We start from the raw sequence: 21698 nt of genomic DNA, 5'->3' as shown, positions 1-21698 counted from the left end.
TACTTTGCTCGACGTCTGGTCACCACTGGCATATGGCTTGCTTGAACCGATTATCGAACGCTCTCCAACGGCGGAGAGCGTGATCGGACAATGGCGTCGTCCTCGTCCCGGTTAACGCCCGGATGAGGCGACGTTTTTTTATGGAAGATCAGCAGCGCCTGCGGGCATGTCGGTCTTCAGGCGGAACCGAGAACCATGAACGAAACCCTTGATACCTCACTGGCCTGGGTCAATGGCAGCGACGCACCGGAACTGACGCGCATTGATGTGGGCTTCATGGCACTCACTGATGCCGCCTCGCTGATCGTCGCCGCGACGCAAGGCTTCGCTCAACCGTATGGTCTGAACATCAATCTGCACCGACAGCCGTCGTGGGCAAGTCTGCGCGACAAGCTGGTCAGTGGTCAGCTGCACGCCGCGCACAGCCTCTACGGCCTGGTGTACGCCGCACACCTGGGGATTGGCGGCCCCGCGACAGACATGGCGGTATTGATGGGCCTGAATCAGAATGGCCAGAGCATCAATCTCTCCCGGGCACTGCAAGAGCAAGGCGTGGTCACTCCTGAGGCACTGGACCGCCGTACGCACCAAAGCGGAACAAAACTGACCTTTGCGCAGACGTTTCCGACGGGCAATCACGCGATGTGGTTGTATTACTGGCTCGCCAGTCAGGGGATTCACCCCTTGCAGGATGTCGACAGCGTGGTCGTACCGCCGCCACAAATGGTCGAACACCTCAAGGCGAAACGCATAGACGGTTTTTGTGTCGGTGAGCCGTGGGGCGCCAGCGCCGTCAGCCAGCACCTGGGCTTCACCCTGGCGACCACCCAGACGATCTGGCCGGATCATCCCGAAAAAGTCCTCGGCTGCAGCCTGGAGTTCGTCGAACGATACCCCAACACCGCGCGCGCCCTGGTGATGGCAGTGCTGGAGGCCAGCCGATTCATCGAAGAGAGCCCGGAAAATCGCCGCAGTACCGCGCATATGCTCAGCGGCAGCGATTATGTGAACGCTGCCGTCGACGACATCGAAGGACGCCTGCTCGGCCAATACGGCGACGGTCTCGGCAACCACTGGCAGGACCATCACGCCGTGAGTTTCCATCGCAACGGGCAGGTCAACATGCCCTACCTCTCCGATGGCATGTGGTTCATGACGCAATTTCGCCGCTGGGGCCTGCTGCGCGAGGACCCGGCTTACCTGGACGTCGCCCGGCAGGTGCAGCAACTGGCGCTCTACCGCCAGGCGGCCGAAGCACTGAACATCCCCGTGCCCGTATCAGCGATGCGCAGCAGTCAGCTCATCGACGGCAAGGTCTGGGACGGCAGCGACCCGGTGGGTTATGCCCATGGTTTCAAACTGCACGCGCTGGCCGATACCCTGCCTGCCGCCCTTGATCACTGAGGAGACGCGACCATGCTGCGAATCCTGCTGATCAACGACACGCCCAAGAAAGTCGGACGCTTGAAGGCTGCGCTCATCGAGGCCGGTTTCGAGGTCATTGACGAGTCCGGCCTGATTATCGATCTGCCGGCGCGTGTGCATGCGGTGCGTCCGGATGTGATTCTGATTGACACCGAATCGCCGGGGCGCGACGTGCTTGAACAAGTCGTGCTGATCACCCGCGACCTGCCCCGCCCGATCGTGATGTTCACTGATGAACACGATCCTGGCGTGATGCGCCAGGCCATCAAGTCAGGGGTCAGCGCCTACATCGTCGAAGGCATTCATGCCCAACGCTTGCAGCCCATTCTCGACGTGGCCATGGCGCGCTTCGAGAGTGACCAGGACCTGCGCGCGCAGCTGCTGGCGCGTGATCAGCAACTGGCCGAACGCAAGCGCATCGAAACCGCCAAAGGCCTGCTGATGAAGATGAAGAGCTGCACTGAGGATGAGGCCTACACGCTCATGCGCCGTCAGGCCATGAGCCGGCAGCAGAAACTGGTACAAGTGGCGGAGCAGATTATCGCCATGAGCGAGCTGCTGGGTTAACGATGGCCCGCGTTTTGCTACACCGTTCATACAGGTAGCCAACGGCGGTTGCCCCACGTTCGACAAAGACGTCGCACACCCCTTCGCACAGCGCGAACAGGGTGGCGACGTTTTTTCGTTTTGGCCCCCAGAAAACGGGGCGGGTGGAGCGCCGGGCTGGTGCTTCACCTGCAAGACCTGACCCGTGACGGTGCGACGACAGCCGCCCCAGAAACGATTTCCTGCAGATGAGGTGTGAAATGAATACAAGCTTCTGGAAAGCCGGCCATAAACCCACGTTGTTCGCAGCGTTCCTCTACTTCGACCTGAGCTTTATGGTCTGGTACCTGCTCGGCCCATTGGCCGTGCAGATCGCCACCGACCTGCACCTGACCACACAACAACGCGGCCTGATGGTCGCCACGCCGATCCTGGCGGGCGCATTCCTGCGTTTTCTGATGGGCATGCTCGCCGATCAGCTGTCGCCCAAAACAGCGGGCATCATTGGCCAGATCATTGTCATCGTTGCCCTGCTTTGCGCCTGGCTACTGGGCATTCACAGCTATGAACACGCGTTGCTGCTGGGTGTGTTCCTCGGCATGGCGGGTGCGTCATTCGCCGTCGCCCTGCCGCTGGCTTCGCAATGGTATCCGCCGCAGCATCAAGGCAAGGCGATGGGCATCGCGGGTGCCGGCAATTCAGGCACGGTGTTCGCTGCCCTGATCGCACCGGTATTGGCGGCAAGCTTTGGCTGGAGCAATGTGTTCGGTTTCGCGGTGGTGCCACTGGTCCTGACATTGATCGCCTTCTCAGTGATGGCCCGCAACGCGCCGGAACGTCCGAAAGCCAAGTCCATGGGCGACTATTTCAAAGCACTGGGCGACCGTGACAGTTGGTGGTTCATGTTCTTCTACAGCGTCACCTTCGGCGGCTTCATCGGTCTGGCCAGCGCCCTGCCCGGCTACTTCAACGATCAGTACGGTCTGAGCCCGGTGACAGCGGGCTACTACACGGCAGCCTGCGTGTTCGGCGGCAGTCTGATGCGCCCTCTTGGCGGTGCATTGGCGGACCGCTTCGGAGGCATCCGCACCCTGTCCGGCATGTACGCCGTCGCTGCAGTCTGCATCGCCGCGGTCGGTTTCAACCTGCCGAGTTCATGGGCGGCACTGGCGCTGTTCGTCGCCGCCATGCTGGGCCTGGGCGCAGGCAACGGCGCGGTGTTCCAGTTGGTTCCGCAGCGTTTCCGTAAAGAAATCGGCGTCATGACCGGCCTGATCGGCATGGCGGGCGGCATCGGAGGATTTTTGCTTGCTGCCGGCCTGGGCGCTATCAAGCAAAACACCGGGGACTATCAGTTGGGTCTGTGGTTGTTCGCGTCGCTCGGTGTTCTGGCATGGTTCGGTCTGATGAACGTCAAACGCCGCTGGAGAACCACCTGGGGTTCGGCCGCCGTCACCGCTGCTCGCGTCTGAGCCTGACGGAGGTAGCGATGAATCCGCCGTCGACATTGAGCCCGGCCAAAGCGGTGGGCTTGCAGGTGCGCGTTGCCGAGTTCAGCGCCAGCGGCCCACGGACCGAGAACCAGGACGCCACCCGTCTGGTGACCCCCGCACCGGCACTTGCTGCCAGCAAGGGATACCTGTTCGGGCTGGCGGATGGCGTCAGCCAGTGTGCGGATGGCGGCCTGGCGGCACGGTCGACCCTACAGGCCCTGGCCATGGATTACTACGCCACGCCGGAAACCTGGGGCGTCGCACAGGCGCTCGACCGCTTGCTGCTCGCACAGAACCGCTGGTTGCTGGCGAACGGACTGCTGACCACGCTCAGCGCGCTGGTCCTGCGCGGCCGTCGCTTTACCCTCGCCCATGTCGGTGACTGCCGGGTCTACCGCTGGCATGACGGGGTGTTGCAGCGCATCAGCGAGGACCATGTCTGGGAGCAACCGGACATGCAGCACGTGCTCAAACGCGCGCTCGGCCTGGATCAGTACGTGGTCATGGATTATCTGGACGGAGAGCTGCGTCAGGGCGAACGTCTGTTGCTGATCAGCGATGGGGTCTGGTCGACGCTGAACGATGCGCGCATTCGTACGATTCTCAGCGAACAACATGATCTGAACGCCGCCGTTCGGACATTGGTCAACACCGCGCACCTGTCGGGAAGCCAGGACAACGCCAGCGCCGTATTGATCCAGATCGATCAGTTGGGCACTGATACGCTGGCCGACACCCTGATTCAGTTACACCAATGGCCGTTGCCTCCGTCACTGAAACCCGGGCAATCCTTCGAGGGCTGGAAGATCGAGCAACGCCTGGGTGACTCCCGACAATCCCTGCTGTATCGGGTTTCCGACGCCGACCGACAACCCTGGCTGCTCAAAACCCTCCCCGACACCCGACACGACGAGTCCGGCGCCGGTCAAACCTTGCTGCTGGAGGAGTGGTTCCTGCGCCGGGTGGCCGGGCGTTTCTTCCCACAGGTCCATCCATTGCCCGAGCGCCAGCATCTGTATTACGTCATGCGTGAATACCCAGGCGAAACGCTGGCGCAAACCTTTGAGCAACGGGGACCGGTGGAACTGGCGCGATGGCCGGCCCTGGCACGCGACCTGATAGGCGCGATCGGCCTGTTGCACCGACGAAACATTGTCCATCGCGATATCAAGCCGGACAACGTGCTGATCGACGACAAAGGCGAATTACGCGTGCTGGATTTCGGGCTCGCCTTCTGCCCCGGTCTGTCTGCCGACATTAAAGGCGACATTCCCGGGACGCCAAGCTTCATCGCCCCGGAGGCGTTTGACGGCGCTGAACCCGCGCCGGCATTCGATCTGTATGCCGCCAGCGTCACGCTGTATTTCCTGCTGACCGGTCAGTACCCGTACGGAGAGATCGAGCCCTTTCAACACCGCCGCTTCGGCAACCCCGTCCCCGTCAGCCGCTATCGCCCAGACATACCCGAATGGATCGACGCCCATCTGGATCAGGCACTTCAAGCCGATCCGGCCAGGCGCTTTGAAACGGCGGAACAGTGGCTGCTACAGCTTCAACACGGCGAACTTGCCACGTTGCATACGCGAGCCAGGCCCCTTCTGGAGCGCGAACCACTCAAAGTTTGGCAAACGGTAGCGCTAGTGTCGCTGGTGCTTAACCTGTTGTTGTGGATCGCATTACTCAGGCATTAACGTCGATCACAACGGCCTCCAGTCTTCTGTTGCGGGCGTACCACACGATGCGCAAATACTTTTAAAGAAGAACGAATCGCAATTCAGCCGTTTTTCCATCTGCCAGAAAAAGAAAAACCCGGCCGAGGCCGGGTTTTTCGTGAAGCGAGGGCTAATTACTTAGCTTGGGCTTCTACTTGTGCTTCTACGCGACGGTTAATAGCGCGACCTGCTTCAGTTGCGTTGTCTGCAACTGGACGGGTTTCGCCGTAGCCAACCGAGTTCACGCGGTTAGCGCCAACACCGTACTGGTTAACCAGAACTTGTTTAACGGCGTTTGCACGACGCTCGGACAGTTTCTGGTTGTAAGCGTCAGGACCGACGGAGTCAGTGTGACCTTCAACAGTGGTGGTGGTTTGTGGGTACTGCTTCATGAAGTCAGCCAGGTTTTTGATGTCGCCGTAGCTGCTTGGCTTGACAACCGACTTGTCGAAGTCGAATTTCACGTCCAGTTCAACACGTACGACTTCAGCAACAGCCGGGCAACCGTTGGCGTCAACGGTAACGTTGGCCGGGGTGTCAGGGCACTTGTCGACGTTATCGCAAACGCCGTCGTTGTCGCTGTCGGAGCACACTTCAGCGACTGGCGCTGGAGCAGCTTCAACTTTCTTGGAGCCGCCACCGAAGTTTACGCCGATACCGACGCTAGGTGCCCACTCGGTGTCACCCTGGTCGATGTTGTACTGAGCTTCAACGCCAGCACGGGCATAGAAGTTGTCGGTGAAGTACAGCTTGGCACCGCCGCCGATGTTGGCGAAGGTGGAGCGGTTACGACCGCCGCTGCCGTTCTGACCGATGCTCTGATCGGAGAAACCAGCCGAGACGTACGGACGCAGCATGTCGCCCGGGTTGTTGAAGTGGTACAGAGCGTCCAGAGCGGTGTTCGCGCCCTTGATGTTCTTGCCATCGTCGCTACGGACGTTGTGAACTTCGTCGTAGCCCAGACGCAATTCAACGTCGTCAGTCAGGAAGTAGCCAACCGAACCGCCGAACAGGTTGCCGTCGTTTTTGAAATTACGAGCGCTGTCGAACTGTTCTTTCTTGGCGAAGCCTTCGATTTCGACTGCGCCTTGGCCTTGTGCCAGAGCGCCGAACGAAGTTGCGGCAACAATAGTACCAATGGCCAAGCCCAAGGTGTTTTTCAGTTTCATCCGTTAAATCCCCATCTGGTGATTGTAAAGCGGTCCCCCTAATCGGAGGACAACTCGTCGGCAAGTCTATCAGAACTTGCCTGCCCGTTAGAGATATTTGCTCCGAGTTAAGTTTCGGTAACGCCTGCAAATTTCTCACGTAATTTATCAAGTGCCCGTTTGTACCGCATTTTTGTAGCACTCAGGCCCATGTGCATTATGTCTGCGATCTCCTGAAATTCCAGCTCTGCGACAAATCGAAGCACCAGAATTTCCCTGTCAATCGGGTTCACATGCACGAGCCAGCGATCGAGGCCGCCCTTCTCTTCCGGTTTCGGCGTCTTGTCTTCAGACGCTTCCTCGAGGGGGTCCAGACTCAAAGCGTCCATCAACCGACGCTTTCGTCGCTCCTTTCTGTACTGCGTGATGCATTCGTTATAGGTGATGCTGTAGAGCCAGGTTTTGAATTTCGATTTTCCCTCGAAATTCTTCAATCCATACAACACCTTAAGCATCACCTCCTGACAGACATCGTCAGCATCGCGATCGTTCCCTAAATAGCGCGCGCAGACGTTAAAAAGTGTCCGCTGGTAGCGCCGCATCAGCTCTTCATAGGCCCGCGTCACATGGAACAACTCGACGTGCGAGCGCGCAACCAACTCCTCATCAGAGAGCTCGCGGGGGTCGTAACGCAGTGAGAGCGATTGGGGTTTATTCAAAACAGGTCGTGCCGACAGTCAGATAAATGTCCGCCTGATCCCGGAACCTCCGGAATTTTGCGGCGGCATACATTAGCAGATTTGCCGGTTCAGCGGCTGCTCACTCGCTGTTCGAGAAGGATCCGGTTCGACAACGACACCAGTTCCCCTTCATCGGTCAGCAGCGTGGTTTTCACCGTGCCAATCTCTTCGATCTGCCCTTCGACCTCTCCAATACGCACTTGTTGCCCTACCTGATACAACTCCCGCACATAAATTCCTGCCAGGATCTGGCTCGCGATTTCACGGCTACCCAGCCCCATGGCCAGCGCAACGGCCAGACCAACGGTAATCAAACCAATCACTATGACGTGGTTCAGCAGGTCGGTTTTCACCTCCAGCTGACTGATCGCCACCGAAATACTGATGATGATCACCAGCCACTGGGCCACACGTCCAAGGCCCGCCGCGTAATCCAGACCGACACCTTCTGCCGCGCCGCGAACAATGCCATTGACCAGTTGCGCCAGCAGCACACCCACCAGCAACACCAGCGCCGCGCCAAACACTTTCGGCAGGTACAGCGCGAGCATGTCCAGCGTTGCCGATACACGCTCAAGGCCCAGCGACTCGGCCGCCGACACCAGGAAAATCAACAACACGAACCAGTACACGATCTTGCCGATCAGCGTCGAAATCGGGACCTGGATCCCTGCGCGACTGATCAGTTTGGTCAGGCCCGTGCCACCCATCAAACGGTCCAAACCCAGTTTTGCCAACAGCTTGGACAACAGGGTGTCGAGCAGCTTTGCAACCACGAAACCCAACAGTACAACCACCAGAGCGCCGAACAGATTCGGGATGAAGTTCGCAACTTTGGTCCACAACGCAGTCATTGCGGTAACCAGGCTCTGTGTCCAGAGGTCCAATTCCATATTCAATCAGCCTTGTCTTTGGCGGCGGTAAACGCCGTGCCGGCAATCGTCGCCTTGCGACGGGAAACAGGTGAAACGTGAGCCGAGCCGTTGTTCACGGCGATCATCAATGCCTGTGTGCAGCGGCCAAGCAGACCGAACAGGTCGCCCGCGCCGACCTGACGGTTGGCCGTCTTCAACACACGCCCCAATGCCGCATCATCATCCCGGCTGGAGGACGAGGAATTAAGCATGTCTCGCAGTGATTCTTCAAACGGGTCGTGCATGGGCACCTCACGTGATGTCACTGGAAGACGTAGCCAGTTTCGCCTGAGTCACACGTGACACCGTAAACGACGTCGTTTTTTTCATCACACCCACCGCAGACGCTTGAACAGCCACATCTGCCCCACCGCAACCACGATCATCAGACCGCAGGCAAACAGAAAGCCATACGGATTATCCGAGCCCGGAATGCCGCCGACATTGATCCCCAGCAATCCAGTCAGGAAACTCATGGGCAGAAAGATCCCGGTGATGATGCCGAAGCGGTACATGGTCCGGTTCATGCGCTCATTGAGGCGCCTGTCTTCAGCCTCCAACACCAGTCCTACGCGCTCCCGGGTCAATTCCAGCTCCTCGAGATAACGCATCAGGCTGTTGTTCAATTCGTTCCAGTAATCGGCATCGTCGTCCACGAACCAGGGCATCTTGCTGCGCGTCAACTGCGCATAGATTTCTCGCTGAGGGTGCAGAAACCGACGCATTCGCGCCGCCCTGCGCCGGATGTGAACCATATTGCCATGTTCAGGCATGTACCGTTCGTCGGCATCTATGCGTTCCTCCATGTCATCGACCAGTTCAGTCAGCTCGCTGACTACGGCCTGGACCTTGTCGGTGAGCAGTTGCGCCAGATACACCAACAACTCGGACGCGGTTTTGGGGCCTTTCCCCTCATTGAGCAGGTCAATTAACTCATCCGTCGCTCGCAACGAGCGAAGCCGCAGGGATATGACGCTCTGCGCCGCTGCAAAAATCCGTACCGACACCATGTCTTCAGGTTCGGCGCCAGGGTTGAGATTCACCCCGCGCAAAAACAGCAGCAGTTCATCGTCAGGCAGTGGCAGCAAGCGCGGCCGGGTGTTTTCCTCAAGCATCAAGTCGCAAACGAACTCACTCAGCCCGCTCGCGGTGCGCAGCCACGTCTGAGTCTGCGGATGACTGCGATCCCAGTGAAGCCACACGCTTTCGTGTGGCTCCAGTTGCAGGCAATCCAGTTCGGTTCGAGCGATTGAACGCGCCCCGCCTTTTCCGTCCAGCACGAAGGCATGAACCAGCCCCCACTGCGCGTTTGTCTCATCGAACATTCACTGTCCTTGGTATCTCCTGCGGTTTGCGGTATGGAACACCGGTCAGTCCGGCATTTTCAAAGCACTGGGCGAAACGATGATGCCGTTGTTGTCGGCGTACACGTATTCGCCGGGGCGGAAGGTCACACCGCCAAAGGTCACCACCACATTCAGATCCCCCAACCCGCGCTTATCGGTCTTGAGCGGGTGACTGGCCAACGCCTGCACACCGAGATCGGTCTGTGCCAGGACATCGACATCACGCACACAGCCATAAATGATCATGCCTTCCCAGCCATTTTTGGCTGCCTTCTCCGCCAGCATGTCACCCAGCAATGCACGTCGCAGTGAGCCCCCACCATCGACCACCAGCACTTTGCCCTTGCCGTTCTGATCGGCTTGCTCACGCACCAGTGAGTTGTCTTCAAAACATTTGAGCGTAACGATTTCGCCACCGAACGAATCGCGACCGCCAAAATTGCTGAACATCGGCTCGACCACCTGAACAAGCTCAGGGTAGGCGTCGCACAAATCCGGAGTGATGTAGTGCATGGGTAACTCCTGTCAGTGATTCGCTTCAAGGATGAACCTGCCGGAGGCAGGTTCATGTGGCGCACACGTCAGACCATGACACACGCCACAATGCTTCCTTATATAGAACAAAACACCGACCGACGAGTCTTGCTCGCCTGCCAACGTCCCGTGGCCACTCGAATGGATGTAGCTTAGCGCCAGACGACGCCCTTAGGAACGCTTATGGGCGCACAAATCAGAGAGTTGCCACCCTATTCAGCGTTGATTCAGCATGTGATGGCTTGATCTGCCGGTTGAGCCAATCGGCAACCTTTGGCCAGACCTGCGCCTGCGCGGCCTTGCTGACCAGCATCTGTACGTGACCGAAATCTTCGCTGAAACCTTCCCGGCGCCCCAGGCACCAGAACTCTTTCTGCTCGGAGCCGACTTGCTCGAACAGTTCGCGACACGCCCACTCAGGGTCCTGATGATCGCCTGCTCCCGCCACGCACAACAGCGGCACATGCACATGACGCAGGCCTGACCACCAGTCATCTTTCTTGTCACCGAAACGACCGAACAGGCCATGCCAGCGCATGCTTTCGAGCAGGACGCCCATCGGCTCGTCTTCAGGGCCGCGCTTGAAACGGGGGCCGGACACATGCTCGAAACGCTTGAGCAGCAGCCCCGCGCTCCACTGAAGGGGCGGCACCTTGAGAGGCCAGTATGTGCGGCTGATTTGACTGCCGAACAACGCCGCCGAGGCCACCTGCCCGTCGTCCAGATAATGACCACCCAATGCCGCAGCGAGCGTCGTGCCGCCAAGCGAATGACCGATCCAGTGCGGGACTTGCCCGGTCTGTTCACGGACAAACGCGGCGATGGCTGGCAGGTCGTAGCGCGCGTAATCGGCGACGCGGTTATGCCGGTAGGCTTGATTTCGCGCAGACAACCCGTGCCCACGCATCTCCGGAATCCATACGTCAAATCCCGCCCGCGCCAGATACGCCCCCAGCCCGATGCCTTTCGGCGAATACCAGAATCGTCGATTGGAGAAGCTGCCGTGCAACAAGATCACCGGTACGCCCCGGACATCGGGGGCGGCGACCTGACCGAGACGGGTCACGGCCAGCTCGACAGTGAAATCCATGCTGTTGCCGGGTTTCAAACGGTAGACGTCCTCGATCAGGTCGCCACGTCGTTCGGCACTGATCAAGGCCACTGGAAAAAGATCGCTGCTGCTTTGCATAGTGCTCTTGCTTGGTTCTGACAGGTCCCACCGCCCGGAATAGCACGCAGAGGCTGTCCGGTGGCTGAACCTTTCACCTGAAAAATGGGCATGAAAAAGGGCGGATCCGTTAAGGCCGCCCTTCTTCAGAAAGCCGGCCCGTCGAAACGGGCCAGCATCTTACTCGATTGCTCTACCTGTGGGGTATCAGGTTGGAGCATCCTCCTCGGAGAGGAAGAACCAGGTTTCCAGTACCGAATCAGGGTTCAGCGAAACACTTTCGATGCCCTGCTCCATCAGCCAGCGCGCCAGATCCGGATGGTCGGACGGGCCCTGACCACAGATGCCGATGTACTTGCCAGCCTTGTTACAGGCCTGAATGGCGCTGGACAGCAGCTTCTTGACCGCAGGGTTACGCTCGTCGAACAGGTGCGCGATGATGCCGGAGTCGCGGTCCAGGCCCAGGGTCAGTTGGGTCAGGTCGTTGGAACCGATGGAGAAGCCGTCGAAGAACTCGAGGAACTCTTCAGCCATCAGGGCGTTGGACGGCAGTTCGCACATCATGATCACGCGCAGACCATTGTCGCCGCGTGCCAGACCGTTCTCCGCCAGCAGGTCGACCACCTGACTCGCCTCACCCAGGGTGCGCACGAACGGCACCATGATTTCGACGTTGGTCAGGCCCATCTCGTTGCGCACGCGCTTGAGGGCACGGCACTCAAGCTCGAAGCAGTCGCGGAAGTTTTCGCTGATGTAACGCGACGCACCGCGGAAGCCCAGCATCGGGTTCTCTTCTTCCGGCTCATACAGCTTGCCGCCGATCAGGTTGGCGTACTCGTTGGACTTGAAGTCCGACAGGCGCACGATGACCTTTTTCGGGTAGAAGGCAGCCGCCAGGGTGCTGATGCCTTCGACCAGCTTCTCGACATAGAAACCGACAGGATCGCTGTAACCGGCGATACGCTTGTCGACGCTTTCCTTGATGTCCAGCGGCAGGTTCGGGTAGTTCAGCAATGCTTTGGGGTGCACGCCGATCATGCGGTTGATGATGAATTCCAGACGCGCCAGGCCGATACCGGCGTTGGGCAGTTGGGCGAAGTCGAACGCGCGATCAGGGTTGCCGACGTTCATCATGATCTTGAACGGCAGTTCCGGCATGGCATCGACGGAGTTCTGCTTGATGTCGAAGCCCAGTTCGCCTTCAAAGATGTAACCGGTGTCGCCTTCCGCGCAGGAGACGGTCACGCCCTGACCGTCTTTCAACAGCTCAGTCGCGTTGCCGCAGCCCACCACCGCCGGAATACCCAATTCGCGCGCAATGATCGCGGCATGACAGGTACGGCCACCCCGATTGGTGACGATGGCGCTGGCACGCTTCATCACCGGTTCCCAATCCGGGTCGGTCATGTCGGAAACCAGCACGTCGCCGGCCTGGACCTTGTCCATCTCGGACACGTCCTTGATGATCCGCACCTTGCCCGCGCCGATGCGCTGACCGATCGCACGGCCTTCCGCCAGAACGGTGCCCTTCTCTTTGAGCAGGTAACGCTCCATGACGTTGGCCGAGCTGCGGCTCTTCACGGTTTCAGGGCGCGCCTGAACGATGTAGAGCTTGCCGTCATCCCCGTCCTTGGCCCATTCGATGTCCATCGGGCACTGGTAGTGCTTCTCGATGATCATCGCCTGACGCGCCAGGTTGCTGACTTCTTCGTCGGACAGGCAGAACCGGGCGCGATCAGCGGCGTCCACGTCGATCACCTTGACCGATTTACCGGCCTTGGCTTCGTCGCCGTAGATCATCTTGATGGCCTTGCTGCCCAGGTTGCGGCGCAGGATGGCAGGACGACCGGCGTCCAGGGTGCCCTTGTGAACGTAGAACTCGTCCGGGTTGACCGCGCCCTGGACGACGGTTTCACCCAGGCCATAGGCGCCGGTGATGAACACCACGTCACGGAAGCCGGATTCGGTGTCCAGCGTGAACATCACGCCCGCCGTGCCGGTTTCAGAGCGGACCATGCGCTGCACGCCCGCAGACAGTGCCACCAGCTTGTGGTCGAAACCCTGGTGTACGCGGTAGGAAATGGCGCGGTCGTTGAACAGCGAGGCGAAGACTTCTTTCGCCGCGCGGATCACGTTGTCGACGCCACGAATGTTAAGGAAGGTTTCCTGCTGACCGGCGAACGATGCGTCCGGCAGGTCTTCTGCGGTGGCGGAAGAGCGCACGGCAACGGCGATGTCCGGGTTGCCTGCCGACAGTTCGGCAAAGGCAGTACGGATTTCGGCGTTGAGCTTCTCGGGGAATTCGGCCTCCATGATCCACTGACGAATCTGCGCACCGGTTTTCGCCAGCGCGTTGACGTCGTCGACGTCCAGGGCATCGAGCGCCTTGTGAATCTGATCGTTCAGACCACTTTGCTCAAGAAAATCACGATAGGCCTGAGCTGTAGTGGCGAAGCCACCGGGAACGGACACGCCTGCGCCCGCCAGGTTGCTGATCATCTCGCCGAGGGATGCGTTCTTGCCCCCCACATGCTCAACATCATGTTTGCCGAGCTTATCGAGGGAAACTACGTACTCTACCAAGGTGATCTCTCCACTAACCGAATTGTTGTTGGGAAAAGCATTGGTGCTGTCATCACAGGAACAAAGCGACTCTTCACACGAGTCGTCCGGCCCTGAAATCTTCATCCTGACAATCAGGACCTTGAAAAAAGGTAGAATGCGGCCAGTGATGGCGCGCAAGCCCGCCTATCATATCCAAGAATCGTCACCAGCTTAAGGCCCAAGGCGCAAATGAAACGATCCGCTTTCTTTATCTCCGACGGCACCGGCATCACGGCCGAAACGCTTGGTCAGAGCCTGTTGGCGCAATTTGAAAACATAACCTTCAACAAGTTCACCAGGCCCTATATCGACAGCGTCGAGAAAGCCCGCGCGATGGTCCAGCAAATCAACCAGGCCGCCGAGAGAGACGAGGTGCGTCCGATCATCTTCGACACCATCGTCAATCAGGACATTCGCGAGATTCTGGCGACGTCCGACGGTTTCATGATCGACATCTTCTCCACCTTCCTGGCGCCGCTAGAGCAGGAGCTTAGTTCACACTCCTCCTACTCGGTGGGCAAATCGCACTCCATCGGTCACAACTCCAATTACATGGAGCGGATCGAGGCGGTGAACTTCGCGCTGGACAACGATGACGGTGCCAGAACGCACTACTACGACAAGGCCGACATCATTCTGGTGGGTGTCTCGCGCTGTGGGAAGACGCCTACCTGTCTATACATGGCCATGCAATTCGGTATCCGCGCGGCCAACTACCCGTTGACCGAAGACGACATGGAGCGCCTGCAACTGCCGGCGGCGCTGAAGCAGCACCGGGCCAAGCTGTTCGGGTTGACCATCGACCCCGATCGTCTGACCGCCATCCGCCATGAGCGCAAGCCCAACAGCCGCTACTCAAGTTTCGCCCAGTGCGAATTCGAAGTGCGCGAGGTGGAAAACCTGTTCCGCCGCGAAAACATTCCGAATATCAATTCCACGCATTTCTCGGTTGAAGAAATTTCGGCGAAGGTCTTGGTGGAGAAAGGGGTTGAGCGGCGCTTTAAATAGCCCTTTGCAAATTGTAGGAGCGCGCTTGCCCGCGAATGCGTCGTGTCAGTCACGCATTCGTAATTGACAGAAAGCTTTCGCGGGCAAGCGCGCTCCTACAAGAGAAAAAGCAAAACTCAGAAACTATCGCCTGGCACGCGAGCCCACCCTTCCATCAATACCCGCGCACTGCGGCTCATGATGGCTTTCTTGACCTGCCATTCCCCGTCGACCAGCGCCGCCTCCGCGCCTACGCGTAACGTACCGGACGGATGACCGAACCGGACCGCGCTGCGTTCGCCACCACCGGCCGCCAGATTAACCAGCGTGCCAGGAATCGCCGCCGCCGTGCCGATCGCCACCGCCGCCGTGCCCATCATGGCGTGATGCAGCTTGCCCATGGACATTGCGCGGACCAGCAGGTCGGTGTCCTCCACCGTCACACGCTTGCCACTGGACGATACATATTCGGCAGGCCCTGCGACGAAGGCTACTTTTGGCGTGTGCTGACGTTTGGCCGCTTCGTCCACATGGGCGATCAGCCCCATGCGCACGGCGCCATATGCGCGAATGGTTTCAAACCTGTTCAAGGCAGTCACATCGCTGTTGATCGCGTCTTGCAGCTCAGTGCCGGTGTAGCCGATGTCACGGGCGTTGACAAAGATGGTCGGGATGCCGGCATTGATCATGGTCGCCTTGAACGTGCCGACACCCGGCACCTCCAGCTCGTCCACCAGATGGCCGGTCGGGAACATCGAACCGCTTGCGCCCTCTTCTTCTGCGGCCGGGTCCATGAACTCCAGTTGAACCTCGGCGGCCGGGAAGGTCACGCCATCCAGCTCGAAGTCACCGGTTTCCTGCACCGCGCCGTTGGTCATCGGTACGTGCGCAATGATCGTCTTGCCGATGTTGGCTTGCCAGATACGAATCACAGCGACGCCGTTGTCCGGCACGCGGCTCGCATCCACCAGACCATTGCTGATCGCGAACGGACCAACCGCTGCAGAGAGGTTGCCGCAGTTGCCACTCCAGTCCACGAACGGCTTGTCAATGGACACCTGACCGAACAGGTAGTCGACGTCGTGATCGGCCTTGATGCTTTTGGACAGAATCACGGTCTTGCTGGTACTGGATGTCGCGCCGCCCATGCCGTCGATCTGCTTGGCGTAAGGGTCGGGACTGCCGATCACCCGAAGCAACAACGCATCACGCGCAGGGCCCGGCACCTGGGCGGCCTCCGGCAAATCCTGTAAACGGAAAAACACACCTTTACTGGTGCCACCCCGCATGTAGGTCGCGGGAATCCTGATTTGCGCTGTATGAGCCATGGAGTCGTTTTCCTTCTCGTTCAAACGCCGACGCCACCTGAGGCGACGTCGACACATCGTCAGGCCACTGCGGTCGATTCAAGGAAGTCCTGAGCGAACCGCTGCAAAACACCGCCGGCTTCGTAAATCGACACCTCTTCACCGGTATCGAGACGGCAGGTGACCGGAACCTCCAGACGCTCGCCGTTCCTGCGGTGAATCACCAGCGTCAAGGTCGCACGGGGGGTGCGCTCGCCGATGACGTCATACGTTTCGGTCCCGTCGATGCCCAGGGTCATCCGGTCAGTTCCTGGCTTGAACTCCAGCGGCAAGACGCCCATGCCGACCAGATTGGTGCGGTGGATGCGCTCGAAGCCTTCGGCAACGATGGCTTCCACGCCGGCCAGGCGCACGCCCTTGGCGGCCCAGTCGCGGGACGAACCCTGACCGTAATCGGCGCCGGCGACGATGATCAGCGGCTGCTTGCGCTCCATGTAGGTTTCGATGGCTTCCCACATGCGGGTCACCTTGCCTTCCGGCTCGATCCGCGCCAGGGAACCCTGCTTGACCTTGCCGCCTTCCTGAACCATTTCGTTGAACAGCTTGGGGTTGGCAAACGTCGCACGCTGCGCGGTCAGGTGGTCGCCACGGTGGGTCGCGTAAGAGTTGAAGTCTTCTTCCGGCACACCCATTTTCGCCAGGTACTCGCCCGCCGCGCTGTCGAGCATGATCGCATTGGACGGCGACAGGTGGTCGGTGGTGATGTTGTCGGGCAGTACCGCCAGGGGTCGCATGCCTTTGAGCGTGCGCACTCCCGCCAGGGCGCCTTCCCAGTAAGGCGGACGCCGGATATAGGTGCTCATCGGGCGCCAGTCGTACAGCGGCTCGACTTTCGGGCCAGTGTCTTCATGGATCGCAAACATCGGGATGTAAACCTGACGGAACTGCTCCGGCTTCACCGATGCCTTGACCACCGCATCGATTTCCTCGTCCGTCGGCCAGATGTCTTTCAGGCGAATTTCCTGGCCGTTTGCGCCGATACCCAGCACATCCTTCTCGATATCGAAGCGGATGGTGCCTGCGATTGCGTAGGCCACCACCAGCGGTGGCGAGGCAAGAAAGGCCTGTTTGGCGTAAGGGTGGATACGGCCGTCGAAGTTGCGGTTGCCCGACAAAACGGCGGTGGCATACAGGTCGCGGTCGATGATTTCCTGCTGAATCACCGGGTCCAGTGCACCCGACATGCCGTTGCAGGTGGTGCAGGCAAACGCGACGACGCCGAAGCCCAACTGCTCCAGCTCGGTGGTCAGCCCGGCTTCGTCCAGGTACAGCGCGACGGTCTTGGAACCTGGCGCCAGCGAGGACTTCACCCACGGCTTACGGGTCAGGCCAAGCCGGTTGGCATTGCGCGCCAGCAGGCCGGCGGCAATCACGTTGCGCGGGTTGCTGGTGTTGGTGCAACTGGTGATGGCGGCAATGATCACCGCGCCGTCAGGCATCTGGCCGGGCGTGTCTTCCCAGGCACCGGCGATGCCCTTGGCCGCCAGATCCGAGGTCGCCACCCGGGCATGCGGGTTTGACGGTCCGGCCATATTGCGCACGACGCCAGACAGGTCGAAGCTCAATACCCGCTCGTATTCAGCAGTCTTGAGGCTGTCAGCCCACAGGCCGGTTTCCCGGGCGTACGTCTCGACCAGTTTCACCTGATCGTCGTCGCGACCGGTAAGCCTGAGATAGTCGATGGTTTGCGGGTCGATGGAGAACATCGCCGCCGTGGCGCCGTATTCTGGCGCCATGTTGGAAATCGTCGCGCGATCCCCCAACGTCAGCGCCCGAGCGCCCTCGCCATAGAACTCGAGGTAGGCGCCGACGACCTTTTGCTTGCGCAGGTATTCGGTCAGCGCCAGCACCACGTCAGTGGCGGTAATCCCGGGTTGTGGGCGGCCAGTCAATTCCACGCCGATGATGTCTGGAAGGCGCATCCAGGACGCGCGACCAAGCATGACGTTCTCGGCCTCCAGTCCGCCGACACCGATGGCGATCACGCCCAGGGCGTCCACATGCGGCGTATGGCTGTCGGTCCCCACCAGCGTATCCGGGAAGGCAACGCCGTTGAGGGTCTGGATCACCGGCGACATACGCTCCAGATTGATCTGGTGCATGATGCCGTTGCCTGGCGGAATCACCTCAACGTTCTTGAACGCTTGTTTGGTCCAGTTGATGAAGTGAAAACGGTCTTCGTTGCGGCGGTCTTCAATCGCGCGGTTCTTCGCAAACGCGTCCGGGTCGTAGCCACCACATTCGACGGCCAGCGAGTGGTCAACGATCAATTGCACCGGCACCACCGGGTTGACCTGCGCAGGATCGCCGCCCATGTCGGCAATCGCATCCCGCAGGCCGGCAAGATCGACCAGCGCGGTCTGGCCCAGAATGTCGTGGCACACCACACGCGCCGGAAACCAGGGAAAGTCCAGGTCGCGCTTGCGCTCGATCAGTTGCGTCAGCGATGCCTTCAAGGTGGCCGGATCGCAACGGCGGACCAGGTTCTCGGCCAGCACGCGGGAGGTATAAGGCAGCGTCGCGTAGGCGCCGGGCTTGATGGCATCGACCGCCGCTCGGGCGTCGAAGTAGTCAAACGAGGTGCCAGGCAGTTGTTTGCGATGTTCAGTGTTCATCATCAGGACTCGGTCACGGTAGTTTCGAAGGGTGGGGCCTGACCCGGCATGTTCTGTAGGAGCGCGCTTGCCCGCGATTGCGGTATGCCAGACAACATGTCCGTGTCTGATATGCCCAATCGCGGGCAAGCGCGCTCCTACAGGCCTGCAACGGATTCAATCCTCACCGTTCAGCGTTGTTCGATTGGCACGAACGTGCGCTGCTCGACGCCGATGTATTCGGCGCTTGGACGGATGATGCGATTGTTGGCGCGCTGTTCGAACACGTGGGAGGCCCATCCCGTCAGGCGTGAGCAGACGAAGATCGGCGTGAACAGCTTGGTCGGAATCCCCATGAAGTGATACGCCGAGGCATGGTAGAAATCAGCGTTGGGAAACAGTTTCTTCTGCTCCCACATGGTCTTGTCGATGGCTTCGGACACAGGGAACAACACCGTGTCACCGACCTCGTCGGCCAGCTTTCTGGACCAGCCCTTGATCACTTCATTGCGCGGATCGTTGTCTTTGTAGATCGCGTGGCCGAACCCCATGATCTTGTCCTTGCGCGCCAGCATCGCCAGCGTGCCCTGAGTCGCGTCCTCAGCCGAGGAAAACTTCTCGATCATGTCCATCGCCGCTTCGTTGGCGCCGCCATGCAACGGGCCGCGCAACGTGCCGATGGCGGCCGTGACACACGAAAACAGGTCCGACAGGGTCGAGGCACAGACCCGAGCGGTAAAGGTCGACGCGTTGAATTCGTGCTCTGCGTAGAGAATCAGCGAGACGTCCATGACCTTGCGGTGCAGCTCGCTCGGGGTTTTGTCGAGCAGCAGCTTGAGGAAATGCCCGGCGATGGACACCTCATCGGTCACGCAATCGATACGCTCGCCGTCGTGGCTGAAGCGATACCAGTAACACATGATCGCCGGAAAAGCGGCCAGCAGCCGGTCAGTGGAATCGTGTTGCTGATCGAAGCTGAGTTCAGGTTCCAGCGTGCCGAGCATCGAGCAGCCGGTGCGCATCACGTCCATCGGGTGGGTGTCGGCGGGAATACGCTCCAGCACTTCTTTCAAGGCTTGCGGCAGGTCACGCAGCCCCTGCAGCTTTTTCAGGTAACTGTCCAGCTGTGCCTGAGTCGGAAGCTCGCCGTACAGCAGCAGATAGGCCACTTCTTCAAAACGAGCGTCAGCCGCCAGCTCGCGCACGTCATAACCGCGATAGGTCAGCCCGGCGCCTGCCTGGCCAACGGTCGACAAGGCAGTCTGTCCGGCGACCTGGCCACGCAGGCCAGCGCCACTCAATACTTTTGCTTCAGCCATTGCTGTCTCCAGTCTTATAGTTTTCGGGGAATCGGCCATTCAGTTCTGTCTACACACCCGTTTTGCGCAGGAGCGCGCTAGCCCGCGAATGCGACACGCCTGCGAAATAGATGCTGGCTGACACACCTCTGTCGCGGGCAAGCGCGCTCCTACGATGGGGAGTTGTCAGCCCTTCTTCTGCGCAAACAGCGCGTCCAGCTTCTGCTCGAAGGCGTGGTAATCGATGCGCTCATACAGCTCCATGCGGGTTTGCATCGTGTCGACAACGTTCTTTTGCGTGCCGTCGCGACGAATCGCCGTGTAGACGTTTTCGGCCGCCTTGTTCATCGCACGGAAAGCGGATAGCGGATACAGCACCAGCGACACTTCCGCCGACTTCAGTTCGTCCGTCGTAAACAGCGGCGTGGAGCCAAATTCAGTGATGTTCGCCAGAATCGGCGCCTTCACTCGCGAGGCGAACAGCTTGTACATTTCAAGCTCGGTGATTGCCTCGGGGAACACCATGTCCGCGCCGGCCTCGATGCACGCGGCCGCGCGGTCCAGCGCTGACTCCAGGCCTTCGACGGCCAGCGCATCGGTCCGCGCCATGATCACGAAGCTCTCATCCGTGCGCGCGTCGACCGCCGCCTTGATCCGGTCGACCATTTCCTGCTGCGACACGATTTCCTTGCCCGGACGGTGGCCACAGCGCTTGGCGCCCACCTGGTCCTCAATGTGCATGGCCGCCGCGCCAAACTTGATCATCGACTTCACGGTTCGTGCGACGTTGAATGCCGATGCCCCGAACCCCGTGTCCACGTCCACCAGCAACGGCAGTTCGCAGACATCGGTGATGCGGCGCACATCGGTCAATACGTCATCCAGACCGGTAATCCCCAGATCCGGTACGCCCAACGAGCCGGCTGCCACCCCGCCGCCCGACAGATAAATCGCCTTGAAGCCGGCACGTTGCGCCAACAGCGCGTGGTTGGCATTGATGGCGCCGACCACTTGCAAAGGATGCTCGCTCGCCACCGCATCACGGAAGCGTTGGCCGGCAGTCGTTCTTGAAGTCATTGTTCACCTCGGGCAGGAGTGGCTTGGTGTTGTTCTTGATAGCGCTGTTCGATGTTGCGTTTCGACGCACCGATATGGCGGCGCATCAACAGTTCGGCCAGCTCCCCGTCGCGGTCGGCGATGGCATCCAGAATCCGGTGATGCTCAGCGAATGCCTGGCGCGGCCGGTTGGGCGTGGTCGAAAACTGAATGCGGTACATGCGCACCAGTTGGTAAAGCTCGCCGCAGAGCATCTGGGTCAACGTGCTGTTGCGCGCGCCCTGAATGATCCGGTAATGGAAGTCGAAGTCGCCTTCCTGCTGGTAATAGCCCACGCCGGCCTGAAACGCCGTGTCGCGCTCATGTGTTTCGAGAACACGGCGCAGGTCTTCGACTTCCTGGGCAGTCATGCGCTCGGCGGCGAGCCGGCACGCCATGCCTTCCAGCGATTCGCGGATTTCATAAAGCTCTACGAGCTCGGCATGACTCAACGAAACGACGCGAGCGCCCACGTGCGGAACGCGCACCAGCAGACGCTGGCCTTCGAGGCGATGGATCGCCTCACGCAACGGCCCACGACTGATGCCATACGTGCGCGCCAGTTCTGGCTCGGAAATCTTGCTGCCTGGGGCGATCTCGCCTTTGACGATCGCGGACTGGATGCGCCGGAAGACGTTCTCGGACAACGTTTCCGGATCGACCTGAGCAACGGCTGCGGTTTCGATGGATCCCAGCATTGTCGACACCTTGATAGGGAATGCATGCA

18 protein-coding genes are annotated in these 21698 nt (G+C 59.8%); 5 read left to right on the top strand and 13 right to left on the bottom strand.

Going from position 1 to position 21698, the window contains the following annotated elements; genetic code table 11:
- Nucleotides 1–195 precede the first annotated feature (195 nt).
- The 4 genes from BMY73_RS18015 to BMY73_RS18000 all read left to right on the top strand — a co-directional run bounded on the left by BMY73_RS18015 (nucleotide 196) and on the right by BMY73_RS18000 (nucleotide 5155).
- Nucleotides 196–1404 carry a CmpA/NrtA family ABC transporter substrate-binding protein gene (locus BMY73_RS18015; RefSeq protein ID WP_092408747.1) on the top strand — a complete coding sequence of 403 codons (1209 nt, stop codon included), beginning with the start codon at nucleotides 196–198 and terminating at the stop codon, nucleotides 1402–1404.
- Between the two features lie 12 nt (nucleotides 1405–1416).
- The gene (locus BMY73_RS18010) at nucleotides 1417–1992 is read left to right on the top strand and encodes an ANTAR domain-containing response regulator (RefSeq protein ID WP_092408745.1); all 576 of its coding nucleotides are present in this window, start codon (nucleotides 1417–1419) and stop codon (nucleotides 1990–1992) included.
- Between the two features lie 239 nt (nucleotides 1993–2231).
- Nucleotides 2232–3443 (top strand): nitrate/nitrite transporter, encoded by a 1212-nt coding sequence (locus BMY73_RS18005; protein ID WP_092408743.1) that lies wholly within the window; start codon nucleotides 2232–2234, stop codon nucleotides 3441–3443.
- A gap of 17 nt (nucleotides 3444–3460) precedes the next feature.
- Nucleotides 3461–5155 carry a bifunctional protein-serine/threonine kinase/phosphatase gene (locus BMY73_RS18000; protein WP_371914985.1) on the top strand — a complete coding sequence of 565 codons (1695 nt, stop codon included), beginning with the start codon at nucleotides 3461–3463 and terminating at the stop codon, nucleotides 5153–5155.
- 155 nt (nucleotides 5156–5310) lie between these two features.
- Here the strand turns inward: BMY73_RS18000 and BMY73_RS17995 are convergent, their stop codons facing one another.
- The 8 genes from BMY73_RS17995 to ppsA form a co-directional block, all read right to left on the bottom strand.
- Nucleotides 5311–6345, bottom strand: coding sequence for an OmpA family protein (locus tag BMY73_RS17995; RefSeq protein ID WP_062382447.1), 1035 nt, complete (start codon nucleotides 6343–6345; stop codon nucleotides 5311–5313).
- A gap of 107 nt (nucleotides 6346–6452) precedes the next feature.
- Nucleotides 6453–7043 carry an RNA polymerase sigma factor SigX gene (gene sigX, locus BMY73_RS17990; protein WP_062382444.1) on the bottom strand — a complete coding sequence of 197 codons (591 nt, stop codon included), beginning with the start codon at nucleotides 7041–7043 and terminating at the stop codon, nucleotides 6453–6455.
- Between the two features lie 89 nt (nucleotides 7044–7132).
- Nucleotides 7133–7957, bottom strand: coding sequence for a mechanosensitive ion channel family protein (locus BMY73_RS17985; protein WP_062382443.1), 825 nt, complete (start codon nucleotides 7955–7957; stop codon nucleotides 7133–7135).
- 2 nt (nucleotides 7958–7959) lie between these two features.
- Nucleotides 7960–8223, bottom strand: coding sequence for a hypothetical protein (locus BMY73_RS17980; protein ID WP_062382440.1), 264 nt, complete (start codon nucleotides 8221–8223; stop codon nucleotides 7960–7962).
- Nucleotides 8224–8307: 84 nt separating this feature from the next.
- Nucleotides 8308–9303 carry a zinc transporter ZntB gene (locus BMY73_RS17975; protein WP_062382438.1) on the bottom strand — a complete coding sequence of 332 codons (996 nt, stop codon included), beginning with the start codon at nucleotides 9301–9303 and terminating at the stop codon, nucleotides 8308–8310.
- Nucleotides 9304–9348: 45 nt separating this feature from the next.
- Entirely contained in the window at nucleotides 9349–9837 is a 489-nt protein-coding gene (gene rraA / locus BMY73_RS17970) for a ribonuclease E activity regulator RraA (protein ID WP_062382436.1), read from the bottom strand.
- Nucleotides 9838–10054: 217 nt separating this feature from the next.
- Nucleotides 10055–11047, bottom strand: coding sequence for an alpha/beta fold hydrolase (locus BMY73_RS17965; protein WP_062382434.1), 993 nt, complete (start codon nucleotides 11045–11047; stop codon nucleotides 10055–10057).
- A 186-nt stretch (nucleotides 11048–11233) separates the two neighbouring features.
- Nucleotides 11234–13609 (bottom strand): phosphoenolpyruvate synthase, encoded by a 2376-nt coding sequence (gene ppsA, locus BMY73_RS17960; protein ID WP_062382471.1) that lies wholly within the window; start codon nucleotides 13607–13609, stop codon nucleotides 11234–11236.
- A 210-nt stretch (nucleotides 13610–13819) separates the two neighbouring features.
- Between ppsA and BMY73_RS17955 the strand changes: the two genes are divergently transcribed.
- Nucleotides 13820–14638 (top strand): posphoenolpyruvate synthetase regulatory kinase/phosphorylase PpsR, encoded by an 819-nt coding sequence (locus tag BMY73_RS17955; RefSeq protein WP_062382431.1) that lies wholly within the window; start codon nucleotides 13820–13822, stop codon nucleotides 14636–14638.
- A gap of 116 nt (nucleotides 14639–14754) precedes the next feature.
- On the opposite strand, the gene prpF is transcribed toward BMY73_RS17955, so the two are convergent.
- The 5 genes from prpF to BMY73_RS17930 all read right to left on the bottom strand — a co-directional run bounded on the left by prpF (nucleotide 14755) and on the right by BMY73_RS17930 (nucleotide 21669).
- Nucleotides 14755–15945 (bottom strand): 2-methylaconitate cis-trans isomerase PrpF, encoded by a 1191-nt coding sequence (gene prpF / locus BMY73_RS17950; RefSeq protein WP_092408741.1) that lies wholly within the window; start codon nucleotides 15943–15945, stop codon nucleotides 14755–14757.
- 59 nt (nucleotides 15946–16004) lie between these two features.
- Nucleotides 16005–18599: a Fe/S-dependent 2-methylisocitrate dehydratase AcnD gene (gene acnD / locus BMY73_RS17945; RefSeq protein WP_092408756.1), complete on the bottom strand. Its 2595-nt coding sequence runs from the start codon at nucleotides 18597–18599 to the stop codon at nucleotides 16005–16007.
- Between the two features lie 170 nt (nucleotides 18600–18769).
- Complete coding sequence (gene prpC, locus BMY73_RS17940; RefSeq protein ID WP_062382426.1) at nucleotides 18770–19897, bottom strand: bifunctional 2-methylcitrate synthase/citrate synthase; 1128 nt, start codon at nucleotides 19895–19897, stop codon at nucleotides 18770–18772.
- 165 nt (nucleotides 19898–20062) lie between these two features.
- Nucleotides 20063–20953: a methylisocitrate lyase gene (gene prpB / locus BMY73_RS17935; RefSeq protein WP_062382424.1), complete on the bottom strand. Its 891-nt coding sequence runs from the start codon at nucleotides 20951–20953 to the stop codon at nucleotides 20063–20065.
- The gene (locus tag BMY73_RS17930; RefSeq protein ID WP_062382421.1) at nucleotides 20950–21669 is read right to left on the bottom strand and encodes a GntR family transcriptional regulator; all 720 of its coding nucleotides are present in this window, start codon (nucleotides 21667–21669) and stop codon (nucleotides 20950–20952) included. The genes prpB and BMY73_RS17930 overlap by 4 nt, the downstream gene beginning before the upstream one ends.
- Nucleotides 21670–21698: the final 29 nt, after the last annotated feature.

The sequence above is a fragment of the Pseudomonas sp. NFACC02 genome, assembly GCF_900110765.1.
In the GTDB taxonomy this organism is placed as follows: Bacteria; Pseudomonadota; Gammaproteobacteria; order Pseudomonadales; family Pseudomonadaceae; genus Aquipseudomonas.
This window is presented reverse-complemented; position numbering and strand designations above follow the sequence as displayed.